This is a genomic window from Cellulomonas xiejunii (assembly GCF_024508315.1).
GTDB classification, from domain to species: Bacteria; Actinomycetota; Actinomycetes; order Actinomycetales; family Cellulomonadaceae; genus Cellulomonas; species Cellulomonas xiejunii.
The window spans coordinates 73,915-87,217 of sequence record NZ_CP101987.1 but is presented as its reverse complement, the minus strand read 5'-3'; the positions used below and the strand labels follow the sequence as shown (position 1 = coordinate 87,217).

The 13,303-nt window shown below is 75.6% G+C and carries 12 protein-coding genes; 8 read left to right on the top strand and 4 right to left on the bottom strand.

The window, feature by feature from the left end; translation table 11 throughout:
• Positions 1-118 precede the first annotated feature (118 nt).
• Complete coding sequence (locus tag NP048_RS00405; RefSeq protein ID WP_227577006.1) at positions 119-769, bottom strand: GNAT family N-acetyltransferase; 651 nt, start codon at positions 767-769, stop codon at positions 119-121.
• A gap of 101 nt (positions 770-870) precedes the next feature.
• Here NP048_RS00405 and NP048_RS00400 point away from each other — a divergent pair, with 101 nt between their 5' ends.
• The 7 genes from NP048_RS00400 to NP048_RS00370 all read left to right on the top strand — a co-directional run bounded on the left by NP048_RS00400 (position 871) and on the right by NP048_RS00370 (position 10,514).
• Positions 871-1,479, top strand: coding sequence for a TetR/AcrR family transcriptional regulator (locus tag NP048_RS00400; protein ID WP_227577005.1), 609 nt, complete (start codon positions 871-873; stop codon positions 1,477-1,479).
• Positions 1,480-1,653: 174 nt separating this feature from the next.
• Positions 1,654-2,727 carry an LPXTG cell wall anchor domain-containing protein gene (locus tag NP048_RS00395; RefSeq protein ID WP_227577229.1) on the top strand — a complete coding sequence of 358 codons (1,074 nt, stop codon included), beginning with the start codon at positions 1,654-1,656 and terminating at the stop codon, positions 2,725-2,727.
• 204 nt (positions 2,728-2,931) lie between these two features.
• On the top strand, positions 2,932-4,497 hold the full coding sequence (locus tag NP048_RS00390) for an outer membrane protein assembly factor BamB family protein (protein ID WP_227577004.1): 1,566 nt from the start codon (positions 2,932-2,934) through the stop codon (positions 4,495-4,497).
• A 44-nt stretch (positions 4,498-4,541) separates the two neighbouring features.
• Positions 4,542-6,074: an outer membrane protein assembly factor BamB family protein gene (locus NP048_RS00385; protein WP_227577003.1), complete on the top strand. Its 1,533-nt coding sequence runs from the start codon at positions 4,542-4,544 to the stop codon at positions 6,072-6,074.
• A gap of 59 nt (positions 6,075-6,133) precedes the next feature.
• On the top strand, positions 6,134-7,597 hold the full coding sequence (locus NP048_RS00380) for an outer membrane protein assembly factor BamB family protein (RefSeq protein WP_227577002.1): 1,464 nt from the start codon (positions 6,134-6,136) through the stop codon (positions 7,595-7,597).
• Positions 7,598-7,768: 171 nt separating this feature from the next.
• Positions 7,769-9,232 carry an outer membrane protein assembly factor BamB family protein gene (locus NP048_RS00375; protein ID WP_227577001.1) on the top strand — a complete coding sequence of 488 codons (1,464 nt, stop codon included), beginning with the start codon at positions 7,769-7,771 and terminating at the stop codon, positions 9,230-9,232.
• Between the two features lie 115 nt (positions 9,233-9,347).
• Entirely contained in the window at positions 9,348-10,514 is a 1,167-nt protein-coding gene (locus NP048_RS00370) for an AI-2E family transporter (RefSeq protein ID WP_227577000.1), read from the top strand.
• 49 nt (positions 10,515-10,563) lie between these two features.
• Here the strand turns inward: NP048_RS00370 and NP048_RS19330 are convergent, their stop codons facing one another.
• Together NP048_RS19330 and NP048_RS19325 are read right to left on the bottom strand one after the other, a co-directional pair.
• Positions 10,564-10,830, bottom strand: coding sequence for a ThuA domain-containing protein (locus tag NP048_RS19330; RefSeq protein WP_348519183.1), 267 nt, complete (start codon positions 10,828-10,830; stop codon positions 10,564-10,566).
• A gap of 18 nt (positions 10,831-10,848) precedes the next feature.
• Positions 10,849-11,235, bottom strand: coding sequence for a hypothetical protein (locus NP048_RS19325; RefSeq protein WP_348519182.1), 387 nt, complete (start codon positions 11,233-11,235; stop codon positions 10,849-10,851).
• A 77-nt stretch (positions 11,236-11,312) separates the two neighbouring features.
• On the opposite strand from NP048_RS19325, the gene NP048_RS00360 reads away from it, so the two are divergent.
• Complete coding sequence (locus tag NP048_RS00360; protein WP_227576998.1) at positions 11,313-11,699, top strand: YchJ family protein; 387 nt, start codon at positions 11,313-11,315, stop codon at positions 11,697-11,699.
• Positions 11,700-11,720: 21 nt separating this feature from the next.
• Here the strand turns inward: NP048_RS00360 and NP048_RS00355 are convergent, their stop codons facing one another.
• A complete protein-coding gene (locus NP048_RS00355) occupies positions 11,721-13,196 on the bottom strand; it encodes a YyaL domain-containing protein (protein WP_227576997.1) in 1,476 nt (491 codons plus the stop codon).
• Positions 13,197-13,303: the final 107 nt, after the last annotated feature.

The window sequence follows — 13,303 nt, the reverse complement described above, 5'->3', positions numbered from 1 at the left end:
CAAGGGGTTTTCGCGAGCGCGGCACTCGACCGCCGAGCGCGCCACTCGTTGGTACCGCGGTCGGGGGGTGAGTACCGCGCTCGGGGGGTGAGTACCGCGGTCGGGGGGAGGGGCCCCGTCAGGCGGACGGGTGAGGGGTCGTGGCGGCCGGGCGCGGGGCCTGGTCGGACGACGGCGGTCGCCACATCGTCACCGGCGCCGCAGGGACCCGGCGCACGGGCGCACCGTCGAGGAACCCGTACCGGCGGTACAGGCGGCGGTTGCGCTCGGTCGACGACTCGAGGTACGCCCCGGCGCCCTGCCGGTCGACGTCCGCGAGGCGGGCGTCGAGGAGCGCGCCGCCGATGCCCTGGCCGCGTGCGTCGGCAGCCACGCCGATCTCCTGCAGGTACCAGTGGGGCTGGCGGGGCCGGTACCGCTCGACCGCACGCTTGGTGGCGAGCGCACGCACCAGGCCGGCGGCGCCGCACGCGCGCCAGAACGAGGGCAGCTGGGCGGCGAGCCGCGCGACGGTGGTCACAGCGCCCGGCGCCTCCCAGATCGCGACGCCGAGCACCTGGCTGTCGTCCCCCCGGCGGGCGAGGTCGACGGTGCCGTCGGCGATCGCCGGGCGCAGCAGCGCGACGAACAGGTGCTGGGCGCACCGCAGCCGGTCGGCACCCGTGCGGCGCAGCACCGCACCGGTGACCGGGTCGTCGACGAAGGCCTCGGCCAGCACCTCCGCAGCGGCGGTGAGGTCGCCCGGCCGGGCGGGGCTGACGGTGATCACGGGGCCCTCCTGCCGAGCGTCACGACGTGTGTGACTCCACCGTAGGGCGAACTGGCCAAGCGTCCAAGTCAGTTGGCCAAGTCCGCCCGTACGATGGGACGGTGAACCTCCCCGCCGCAGGCGGGCACCGCCCCGTCGACGAGCGTCGCGCGCAGCTGCTCGACGCCGCGCTCGCCGTGCTGCGCGAGCACGGGCTGGCCGGGCTCACGACGCGGGCCGTCACGAACCGCGCGGGCCTGCCGCACGGGATCTTCCACTACGCGTTCGGCTCCAAGGCCGCGCTGGTGCGGGCGCTCGTCGACCGGGAGCTGACGGGAGCCGCCGCCGCCTGGGCCCCCGCCGTCGACACGGACGACCTCGAGACGGCGCTGCGCGGGGCCCTGCTCGCGCAGCTCGACATCGTGCGCGCCGACCCGCAGCACCAGGCCGCCATGTTCGAGCTCATCCGCGCCGCCCGCGACGACGCGGGGTCCGACGCCGTGGCCTGGGAGCGCCAGCAGTACCTGGCGGAGATCGAGCGTCACCTCGGCGCCTGGTCGCAGCGCGGCAGCGTCGCGTGGAGCGCGCCGGTGGAGCACGTCGCAGCGCTCGTGCTGTCGGCCGGCGACGGGGTCATCCAGACGTGGGTCGCCGACCACGACGACGAGCGCGCGGAGGCGTCCGTCGACCTGCTGGCACGGGCCGTCGCGTCGCTGGCCCACCCCGCCTGACGCGTCCCCGGACCTCGCCACCCGTCCCCAGGGCGTCCAAAAGGATGATTCGCCCCCAACTTGGACAGAAGTTCACCACCGGACGGGTGTTTGCCTCTATTGTCCGTTACGCCCGATGGCGTGGCCGTCGTCGCCGGGCACCCGTCCAAGCGTCCGCGGCCGAGGAGTCCCTCCGTGAACCGCCGTCTCCCCCTCGTCATCCTGTCCGTCGCAGCCCTCGTGGCGCTGCCCTCCACCGCCGCGTCCGCCACCGGTGGCGGGCACCACGGGTCCGGCAAGCCCGGGTACTCGACCGGCTACGACAAGCCCAAGCCTGGCCAGCCCACGCCCGACAAGCCCAAGCCCGGCCAGCCCACGCCCGGCCAGCCCACGCCCGCACCCCAGCCCACCACCGCCCCCGGCGACCTGTGCGGCGGCAAGCGCGCCAAGCAGGTCATCCCGTGGGACGCCTACACGTGCGACCAGGCCACGGGGTACTTCCTCTACAAGAAGCTCGACGCGAGCAAGCCCGCCGGGTACTGGAACAGCGGACGCCAGCACCGCGTGCGGCTGTACGACGTGTGGGCGTGGCCGACGGAGGGCGCCTCCGCCCGCACCGAGGTCTCGACCGGCCAGCCGCGCAACCCGCAGATCATCCCGCTCCAGCTCGAAGCCGCCGACGCCGCGGCGGTCTGCGCGGAGAAGAATGCCTACGGGCTGCAGGTGGACCTCGTGGGCGACGGCGAGGCCGGCCGCGGGCTCGACGTGGCGTCGCTGGTGCCGACGGTCATCACGCCCCCCCACAACCAGGGCGGGTTCCCCGTACCGAACACCCTGGCCTTCTACGCCCACTACGAGGTGGAGCACCTCGTCGACCTCGACGTGCTCTGCGCCCCGGTCGACGACGACACGCCGTCGACTCCCCCGCCCCCGCCCCCGGCGCCGGCACCCAACCCGACGCCGACCGCCGACGTGGACGACGAGCCCACCGTGGCGCCGACGCCGACGCCCGAACCGTCCCCGTCGGAGACGAGCGAGGTACTGGCGGCACCGGCGGAGACGCCCGAGCCCACCCCGACGGCGACCCCCGCGCCGACCAAGCCCGCCCCGACTCCGACGGAGCGCGCCGAGGTGCTCTCCGCGGGCGACGACGACACGCTCGCCGCGACGGGTACGCAGGCCGCCGTCGGGTTGCTGGCCGCGATCGCCGCGATCGCCGGCGGTGCAGCACTCGTGCTCGCCCGGCGTCGTCACCGGTTGAACGGCTGACCTGAGGGGCGCACCCCGCGCCCCGTGCACGGGTGTCGTCGACACCCCTAGGACCGTCACCCCCTGGCCCTCCCCCCCGGCCGGGGGGTGATGCACGTCCACGGGGCTCTCGCGGCGGCACCGGCGACGGTCACGGCGGTGCCCACGCGGACCAGGACCGGCGATCCCGCCCACACCACCCACCGCCCGCGCTAGCGTGCGGCCGTGGCACGTCACAGCGCGAGGACGCACGTCGAGCTCGTCGAGGACGACGGCGTCGACGGTGTCGCGCCACCACCTGACGGGCAGCCCCGCACCACGCCCGACGGGCCCCGGCCCACCGACCACGCCCACCCGTCGCCCCGGACCCGACGCCGGGTGCTGACCGTCGCGGCGACGCTCGTCGTCGCCCTGGTGGTGGTCGCCACGGTCGGGGAGGTCCGCGAGGCGGCGAAGGAGCGCGCCCGGCTCGCCGGGTTCGCGGCGCTCCCGCAGGCACTCTCGCCGCTCGACGCCCCGCCCGAGGAGCTGTGGACGGGCGACACCGACGGCCTCCTGCTGCAGACGACGGTGCGCACGGCCGGCGGGCTGCTCGTCGGCGCGCACGCCGGAGACGACGGCTCGTCCATCGCGCGCGCACTGGACCCGGCGACGGGCGAGGTCGTCTGGGAGCAGGAGCTCCTGGCGGCATCGGACGCCCCACCCGACCCGGGCGTGTTCGCGCAGAGCGGCTCCTGCCTGGCACACGGCGCGGACGTCCCCCTCGTGGCCTGCCTGGCGTCCGACGCCGTGGCCGTCTACGACGACGACGACGTCCGGTACGTCCCCGCCACCGTGACGCGGCTGCTGCTGCTGGACCCGCAGGACGGGACGGTCGTCGCCGACCTGTCCGACGCGGTCGCCGGTATGGGGAGCGCCCCGGCGTTCCTCGTCCTCGGTGACCTCGCAGTGGTCAGCAGCGTGGTGGACGGCGCCACGGAGGTCGTGGCCGCCGCCCCGGACGGCACCGTCGCGTGGCGGACCACGGTCCCGGCACCGGTCCTGCCCGAGTCGTCGGCCCGGGACGGCGGGCCTCGGGCGCAGGTGACTCCCCTCGGCGACCACCTCCTCGTGGCGACGGCCGTCGAGCTGCGCGTGCTGGACGCCACGGGTGCGACGCTGCGCACCGTCACGCTGGGCTCCGACGAGTTCCTGGAGGGCACGTCCGGCGCGACGGCGCTCGTGTCCACGGCAGGGGACCGGGTACCCGTGATGCAGTTCTCGGGCTCGGTCGGCGAGGGTGAGACCAGCAAGGTCCTGTGGGACGACCACGTCGGCGAGGTCCCCGGGCGTTGGCTGCGCCCGCAGCTCGACGACGGCAGTGCCGACGGCCTGGTGCTGACCGTCGACCACGAGAGCATCCACGCCTGGGACCCCGACGGCGCACTCCGGTGGCGGGCGGACCGGCCGTCGTCGATCTCGGCGCTCACCGTGCTCGCGGGACGTGTCCACCTCACGGTCGGCGGCGGGCTGGTGACCCTCGACGCGCGCACGGGCGCCGAGCTGTGGCGCCGGGACCGTCTGGTCGTCGCCGACGCGGTGCTGACGGACGGTCGGCACCTTCTGGTGCGCACCGCCGCACCCGCCGACGCCCCCCAGGCGGAGCTCGTGGCGCTGGACGCGACCGACGGCACCGTCGCCTGGCGCACGCAGCTCCCACCGGGGGTCGACTCGCTGTGGGCGGTGGGCGGCCTGCTCGTGGGCGTCTCCTCCGGCGAGGAAGGCACCTGGGAGGTCACCGTCCTCGGCTGAGCGGAACCCCCGCGCCGCGCGCGGTGCGCCGATAGCCTGCAGCCGTGGCACGCGGCGACGCGAGGACGGATGTCGAGCTCGTCGAGGACGACGACGACGGCACCGGCGCGCCGCCGGGGGGCGGGACGCCGCCGGGCGGAGCCGCACCCCACGGCGGCGACGACCCCACCGGGGCGTCGCGCCGCACCCGCCGGCGCGTGCTCGTCCTGGGCGCCGCGCTGGTCGCCGTGCTCCTGGCGGTGGGCGTCGTCGGCCAGGCGGTGGTGGCGTCCCGGGAACGCGCGAGGATCGAGGCGGTCGCGGGGCTGCCGGGCGTCGTGGACGCCCTGGACGGCCCGGTGCGCGTGCTGCGCTCCGGGGCGGACGACGGGTTCCTGCGCGCGAGCGCCCGGACACCGGACGGGTTCTTGGTCGCGTCCCGCCAGGGCGAGGACGGTGCGGCCTCGGTCCGTGCCTTCGACCCCGCCGACGGCACGGTCGCGTGGGAGGTCGAGCTGATCGCGCCCCGTGACGTGCTCGAGCCGCTGCCGGGCGGCGAGGTCGTCCGCAGCGGCGGGTGGTGCGTCGAGTACGGCAGCGACGGCGACCTGCTGGTGTGCCTGGCCGACGACGGCGTGTCGGTGGTGGGGCAGGGCACGCTCACCCAGGTCGGCCCGACGACGACGCGCCTGCTCGTGCTCGACGCTCACGACGGGTCCGTCGTGAGCGACCTCTCGGCGGCGGTGGGTGAGTCGCTCTCCTCGATGTCGGGGGCCGTGCTCGACGACCTCGTCGTGCTGGCCGGCGCGGACGGCTCGGCCGTCCACGTGCGCGCGATCACCGTGGACGGCTCGGTCGAGTGGGAGGCGACGTTCCCCACGACGACGACGACGGCCTACGGGTCGTACGCCGAGGTGCACGCGACGACCGACGGCGTCGCCGTCGTGACAGCCGACGCGTTGATGCTGCTCGACGCGTCGGGCGCGACCGTGCAGGGCCACCAGATGACCTCGGACTCCTTCGTGCGCGGGACGGCCGGCGACGCCGTCCTCGTCCTCGCGCAGGACGGCGAGACGACGGTCGTGGTACGCCCGGACGGCGTGAGGTCCCTGCCGGGGCGCTGGGTCACCCTCGCGGTCGACGACGGCAGCGCTCCAGGGCTCCTGCTCACGTCCGACACCAGTGGCCTGCACGCGTGGGACCTCGACGGCGGTCCGCTGTGGAGCTCCGAGCAGCCGGTCAACCAGCAGGACGCGGTGCTCCTCGACGGGCGCGTGATCGCCGGCTACGCCACCGAGCTCTTTGCCCTGGACGCCGGCACCGGAGCCGAGCGGTGGCGCGCGGGCGGTCTGCTGCCCGATGCCACGGTGGCGACGGACGGCCGTCACGTCCTCGCCATGGCGCCGCCCCCGGGCGGCAGCGCGCCGCAGGTGCTCGTGGCGCTCGACGCCACCGGTGGGGGCGTCGCCTGGCGGGTGACGCTGCCGGACGAGGTCACCGCCCTGCGCCCCACGCACGGCGTCCTCGCCGCGTACCGGTTCGACCGGTTCGACGGGTCCACGGGTGACGCGGGACCGGTCGTCACCGTCCTGGGCTGAGCGCCGGTCCGGGCGGTCGTGCGGTGAGCGTGACCGACGTCCCCGGCTAGTGTGCCGCCATGGCGCGCGCACGCAGGGTCGACGTGGAGCTGCAGCAGGCGGCCACGGACGCGTCCGTCCCGGGATCCCCGGCCGCCGGGGGCTCGTCCGCCGCGCGGCGTCGGTGGTGGTGGCTGGCCGTCCCGGTGGCGGCGGTCCTCGCGCTCGTCGTCGGCCAGGCGGTCGTCGACCGTCGCGAGCGTGCCGCGCTGGCCGAGCTCGCGGCCGTCCCGTCGGTCCTGGCGCCGCTCGACAGCCCGCCGCAGGTCGCGTGGGAGCTCGACGAGGGCACCCACCTGGGCGGCTCCGCACTTGTGGGGTCAGTGCTGGTGGCCACGCACCGGGCGGCGGACCGCACGCTCATGCTCGAAGGCCGGGACGTCGCGACAGGTGATCGGCTGTGGGCCCTCGACGTGGTGGAGCCGTCGGCGGACCGGACGGCCGAGGCCCAGTTCGCGCCGGCGTCGTGCGCCGCCGTGCCAGAACTTCCCGGGCGGGTCGCCTGCCTCGTGACGAACGGCGGGTTCGACGTCGTCGACGGTCAGTGGTCACCGGTCCCGGCGACGTCGACGCGCGTGCTCGTGCTCGACGCGCTGGACGGCGCTGTGGTGGTCGAGCGTGAGGTCCCCACGTCGGCTCGGTGGTTGACGCCGTCGGGCGACGACGTGCTGCTCGTCGGCCTGGTGGACGGCACGCTGCACGTCCGCTCGCAGACGCTCCTGGACGACACGGAGCACTGGCACGTCACGGTGGACGTGGCGACGGACGACGGTCCTCTCACGCTGGGAGAGAGCGCGCTGGTGGACGCGCGGACGTTCGCCGTCGGCCACGGCGACGCGGTCACGCTCGTGTCGACGGACGGCGAGGTGCTGCGCACCGTGGACCTGTCGCCGGAGAGCGCACTGACGGGCCAGGCCACCACGACGAGGCTCGAGCTGTCCACGGCCCTGGGGGCGGCGGTCATCGGTGGCGAGTCGTCGACGACGGTGGTGTCGGCGACGGCCGAGGTCCCTCTCGACGGGAACCCGTTGCCGGTCGTCGTGGACGACGGCAGCGTCCCGGGCCTGGTCCTGACGCGCACGCCCGTGCTGCAGGCGTGGGACGCGCGTGACGGTGAACCGCGCTGGGAGGGCAGCGTCGTCGACGCCCAGGACGCGACGATCCTGGACGGCCGTGTGCACGTGGGGACGTCGGCGTGGCTCGTGACCTTCGACGGCGAGACGGGTGCCGAGCTGTGGCGGTGGGCGCGGCCGACCGCCACCGGCGCGCCCCTGACCGACGGCCGGCACCTGTACCTGCTGGGCATGCGGGACGACCAGCACAGTGCGCCGTACGACCTCGTCGCGTTGCACGTCGCCGACGGCAGCGAGGCGTGGCGCACGCCGTTGCCCGAGATGGCGTCGCTGCAGGTGCTGCACCGGCTGCTCCTCGCGCGGTCGTTCGACCCGCAGACGCAGGAGGAGGCGTACAGCGTGCTGCGCTGACGTCCGTCGACCGCGCACCAGCGGCTGCTGTTCGCGGTCCAGCGCTCGGCCGACGCCGTCGACGAGCAGCTCACCCTCCTGGACTGACCTCGCGCGCCCGCCGCACGAGCGCGGGACTCCTGCCGTTCCGGGCCCTGGTCGCCCTGCCGCCCGCTGGGTAGCGTGCAGGAGGTGGGTGACCCGGTGCTGGTCGAGCTCGACGACGACGCGGGACCGCCTGCGCCGCAGGACCGTCCCGGGCCGGCGCGGCGCCGGTGGGGTCTCGCCCTGACCGTAGCGCTCGTGCTCGCACTGGTCGTCGCACAGCTCGTCGCGGACGTGCGGGAACGGGCCCGCCTCGCCGCCCTGGACGACGTCCCCGGCGTCCTCGACCCGCTGCCCGGACCGCCGGACGTCGCGTGGCGGCTGCACGGCGACGCGACCGGCACCGTGCAGGTCCTCGGCTCGCAGCTGCTCGAGAGTCGCATCGCGCCGGACGGCTCGATGTCGCTGGCGGCGCGCGACGTCGCGACGGGAGCCGAGCACTGGACGGCACCCCTGCTGGAGGCTCCCGACGCGGCCCTGCCGGCGACCGTCGCCCGCTACGGGCTGCAGTGCGCCACCGGGCCGGGGCTCCCGGGCAGGGTCGCGTGCCTCGTCCACGACGCGACCGCGGCGCGCACGCCCGACGGCGGGCCTGCGGCCGCCGCCACCGCGTCGAGCGCTCCGGCCACGTCGGCACGCCTGGAGGTGGTCGACGTCGAGTCGGGTGACGTCGTCGCCGAGTACCCGGCCGGTGCCGACGCGACCGGGGCCGGTGCGGCGGTCGCGGCGGCTGTCGGCGTCACCGACGACGCGCTGGTGCTCGCGGCCCCGCTCGACGACGGGACGTCCGTCCGGGCGCTCGACCCGACGACGGGCGCGCAGCGGTGGCGCGTGCGTGCCGACACCGGGTTCGGCGGGGGGTGGCTGCGGTGGGGTGCCGAGGCGCGCGTCCTGCCGGTCGGGGACGACGCCGTCGGGATCCTGGGGGCGGGTGTGGTGCTGCTCGACACCGCCGACGGGTCCGCGCTCGCCACCGCGGGCACGCTGGCCACCGTCACAGGGACCCGTCAGGACGGCTCCGCGCTGGTGGTCGCCAGCGAGGGGTACACGCGCCTGGTCGGGCACGACGGGGACGTGCGGCTCGAGGGGACGGCCGTGCAGGTCACGGTCGACGACGGCAGCGTGCCGGACCTGGCGCTGACCACCTCGGGGGGCCTACGGGCGTGGGACGCGGTGACCGGTGAGGAACGGTGGCGGGCAGACGTCCCGGCGCAGGAGGCGCTCGTCGTCGGGACCGTCGTGCACGTGCACGACGGGTTCCGCGTCACGACGCTCGACGGGCGTACGGGCGAGGTGCTGTGGGAGGCGACGGCTCCCGACCTGCTCGACGAGGACGCCGTGGTCACGGGCCTGGCGACCGACGGCTCCCGGGTGCTGGTCGTCGCCTCGAGCGTCGCGACGTCCCGCGCGCGGCTGGTGGCGCTCGACGCCGCGGCCGGGACCGAGGCCTGGCAGACGGACCTGGCCCGGCTCGGCGACGTGACGAGCGTCGAGGCCGTCGACGGCGTGCTGCTCGGGTTCGGGACCCAGGACGTCGTCGTGCTGCGCTGACCCGACCCCCGACCCGACGCGCCCGGCCGCCGGGCAGGCCGTAGCGTCTGTGCGACGACCTGGGCCGCCCTGCGGCGACGTGACCTGCGGGCACCCGACATGACGGAGGACGCACATGGGATGGTTCGGCCGCGGACGCGACGTCGGGACCACCCGACCGACCGCACCACCGCCCGCACCCGCACCCGCGCCGCCGCGCAGCGCCGCGGCGTCCCTGTGGGGTGACGGGTTCGGTCGCGTCGCCACACGCTCCCTGCAGACGCTCGCCGTCGTCGCGGTGGTCGCGGTCGGGGTGCTGGCCGTCATGCAGCTGACGCTCGTCGTCATCCCGGTGCTCATCGCCCTGGTGCTGGCCGCCGCGATCAACCCGCTGGTCGCGTGGCTGCGGCGCCGCGGCGTGCCGTCGCTGCTGGCCACGTGGATCGCGCTCCTGACACTCGTCGCGCTGCTCTCGTTGGTCGTGTGGGCCGTGGTGCGTGCCGTGATCAACCAGTGGGACGAGCTCGCGGACTCGGCGGTCGACGGCCTCGCGGAGCTGCGCGACCTCGTGTCGGTGCTCCCGTTCGAGATCACGGACGAGCAGGTCACCGAGGCGCAGGACGCCGTGCAGGGGCTGCTCGCCTCGGACGCGGTGGGCGCGGGCGCGGCGGCGGGCCTGTCGCAGACGGCCGACTTCGTCGCCGGGTTCTTCATCATGGTCGTGGTGCTGTTCTTCTTCCTCAAGGACGGCCCGAAGATCTGGAAGTTCCTGCTGCGGCCGTTCGAGGGCGAGCGCTACGAGCGCGGGGTGCGCGTGGGCGACAGGACCGTCCAGACCCTCGGCGGGTACGTGCGCGGCACCGCGATCATCGCGGCGGTCGACGCGATCGGCATCGGCATCGGGCTGGCGGTCGTCGGAGTGCCGCTCGTGATCCCGTTGTCCGTCCTGGTGTTCCTGCTGGCGTTCGTCCCGCTCGTCGGGGCGACGGTCGCGGGGATCCTCGCCGCGCTCGTGGCGCTCGTCGCACTCGGGCCGATCCAGGCCCTGTTCGTCGTGGCCATCGTCGTGGTGGTGAACCAGATCGAGGGCGACCTGCTGCAGCCCGTCGTGATGGGCCGGTCGCTGCGGCTGCACCCCCTCGTCATCCTCGTGGCCCTGACGGCCGGGACCGTCCTGGCCGGCATCACGGGTGCCGTGCTCGCGGTGCCGATCGCCGCGTCGCTGTGGGGGGCGGTGCAGGTGTGGGACGGGCCGGGGACGCCCGCGCGCTTCGCGCGGCAGAAGCGCCCCGAGACCGTCTGACCTGCGGCGTCGGCGGGCACGGTCGGCGCACGGGGTCGGCGGGAGGTGCTCAGGCCGGCGGCAGCCCGACCAGCCAGCGCGCCTCGCGCCGCAGCAGCGCGGCACGCGCCGGCGTGGCGTACGACTCGACGCCGTGACCCAGCCCGTCGTACACGGCCCGCCAGCTCGGGGCGACCCACACCACGGGGTGCGTCGTCCCGCCCTCGTCGTGCGTCACCAGGGCGCGCACGTCGGGCGCGACGGCGAGGTCGGTGTACCGCTCGTCGTCGACGACCAGCGGGCCCAGGCCGTCGGTCACGGGGTGACCGGCGTGCACGTCGAACGTCGCAAGGTCCTACGGCGGGTGCCACGACCGGTCCTCGACCCAGCGCCCCCCGATCACCTCCGACCACCACGGGCTGTCCCGGAACGCCATGGCGGCCTGGTGCAGCGCGAGGACCGGGCCGTCGGCCGCGGCGTGGTCGCGCACGGCCTGGTGCAGGGGGCGCCACGTGGCGTCGTCGTCGTCCGCGGGGCCGAGGCCGGCGTTGACGACGAGCAGGTCGGCCGGTGCGAGGTCCGCGAGCGCGTCGGGGAAGGTGCTGCGCACGTCGACGGCGAACCCGCCGGCCGTCAGCTCCCGCGCGACGCGGTACGACGTCGCCGCGTGGTCGTGCCACAGGTCGCCGTAGCGGGCGCGGCCGGCGAGGACCAGGGCACGGGGGGAGGTCGGAGCGGGCACGCCCCCCACGGTAGGCGACCCCGCGCGGCGCACCCGGCTACACGGACGCGGCACGCCGAGGAGGCAGACTCTGGGGCATGACCCCCACCCGGTGCCCCTGCGGCAGCGGCCTGCCGTTCGCCGAGTGCTGCGAGCCGCTGCACCGCGGCGAGCGCACCGCCGGCACCGCCGAGCAGCTCATGCGCTCGCGCTACAGCGCGTTCGCGGTCGGCGACGCGGCGTACCTGCGGCGCTCGTGGCACGCCTCGACGCGCCCGGCGGACCTCGTGCTCGACGACGACGTGCGCTGGTACCGGCTCGACGTGCTCGCCACGTCCGGCGGCGGCGTGTTCGACACCGCCGGGACCGTGCAGTTCGAGGCGTTCTGGCGCGGCCCGGACGGGCGCGGGTCGGTGCACGAGCTCAGCCGGTTCGTCCGCGGCGACGACGGCTGGCAGTACGTGGACGGGGACGTCGCGCGCTGACGTCGCGTGCCGAGGCCCCCGCTAGCCCACACCACCCCAACGCATCGGGTTGGCGGCGTTCGACGCGAGCAGGAACCAGGACGTCGCACCGACGTGCTGCACCTGGAAGTACCCGAACCCGAAGCCCGAGTCGATCAGGCTCGACGCCGCGACGACGCCGCCGTCGACGGGCGACCCGCCCAGGTGCTGCCCGCCGCCGAGGCTGTCCTGCGCGCGGCGCACCTGTGCCAGCAGCCAGTCCGCCTGCTTGCGGTCCCCGCGGCGATCCCGGTCGAGCAGGGACGTGGCGAGCTGCGCCGTGCCCTCCAGCCAGACGCCCTGCGGGTGGACGGTGATCCCGTTGTACTGCGCGGTCGACGTGAGCGACGCCGTGCTGAACGTGACGCCGGAGATCTGCTCGGTGCCGTCGGGCATCTGGGACGTGGGCGCCGACGGGTCGTCCGTGACCGCGAGCGCCCCGGCCGCCCAGTCGAGCGCGGGGTCGTAGCGGCGTTCGCGGATCGCGAGCCGGCTCCACGTCGCGGGGTCGAGCGGGACGGGGTCGCGGTTGATCTGGACGCCGTCGTTCGTGCCCGTCCAGAACCAGCCCGAGCCCGGCTCCCACATGCGGTCGACGAACGCGAGCGCGTGCTCGGACGCGTCGGTCCAGCGCCGCTCGCCGGTCACCTTGCGCAGCATCGAGAAGAACGCGACGCAGTCGACGTTGTGCTCCGTCGACCCGTTGGGGACCGGCTGGTTGCCGCCGTCGACTCCGAAGGAGAAGCCCCCGAGCGGTGCGGTCGACCACGTGGTCGTCGTGATCCACTCCCCGATCCGCACGGCCGCGCGCAGGTAGCGCGGGTCGCGCGTCGCGCCGAACAGGTGCAGCAGCGCGATGCCGGGCCACGCCATGTCACCCACGGCCGTGCCGAGGAACCCGAACTGCCACCCCACGTTCGCGGCGCCGTCGGCGCGCACGAACCCGTCGGGCTGCGCCGAGCCGTCGTAGAAGGTGTACGGCCCGACGTTGTAGCCCTGACGCAGCCGCCCGTCGGCGTGGTCGGGGTCGTGCTCCTGGGCGAACACCAGGCCGTCACCGATGACGCGGGCGCTGTCGACGCTGCTGCGGCGGCCGTCGGCGAGCAGCGCGCAGATCGCGAGCGCGTTGTCGTACACGAACGCCGTGGAGAACAGCCCGAGCTCGTCGGTGTAGCTCTGGGCGAGCCGCGGGCCGGTGTTGACGCTCGGGTAGGCGTCGGCGGCGGCGCGGACGAACGCGACGGCGGCCCGCTCCGACCCGGCGCGGCCGCCGTGCGGGCGTCCGGGACGGTGGTGCAGCACGGGTCGCGGGCCCCACGTGCGCCCGTCGTGCGCGGCGGCAGCACCCGCCCCGGCCACGACGGCGGTCACCGCGCCCGCGACGGCGAGGAACGTCCGACGGCCGAGCACGCGGGGGTCGGTGGGGTCGGTGGCAGAGGTGGTGCGGGTCGTGACGGGGACTCTCGTGGTGTCCGGCATCGCACGCTCCCGGGATCGGGGGACGCCGCGGTGTCGCGGCACCCGACCCAGGCTAGGGACCGGGGCCGGGCGGCGGAACCCCACATCCCACCCAATTCGCCGGCGCG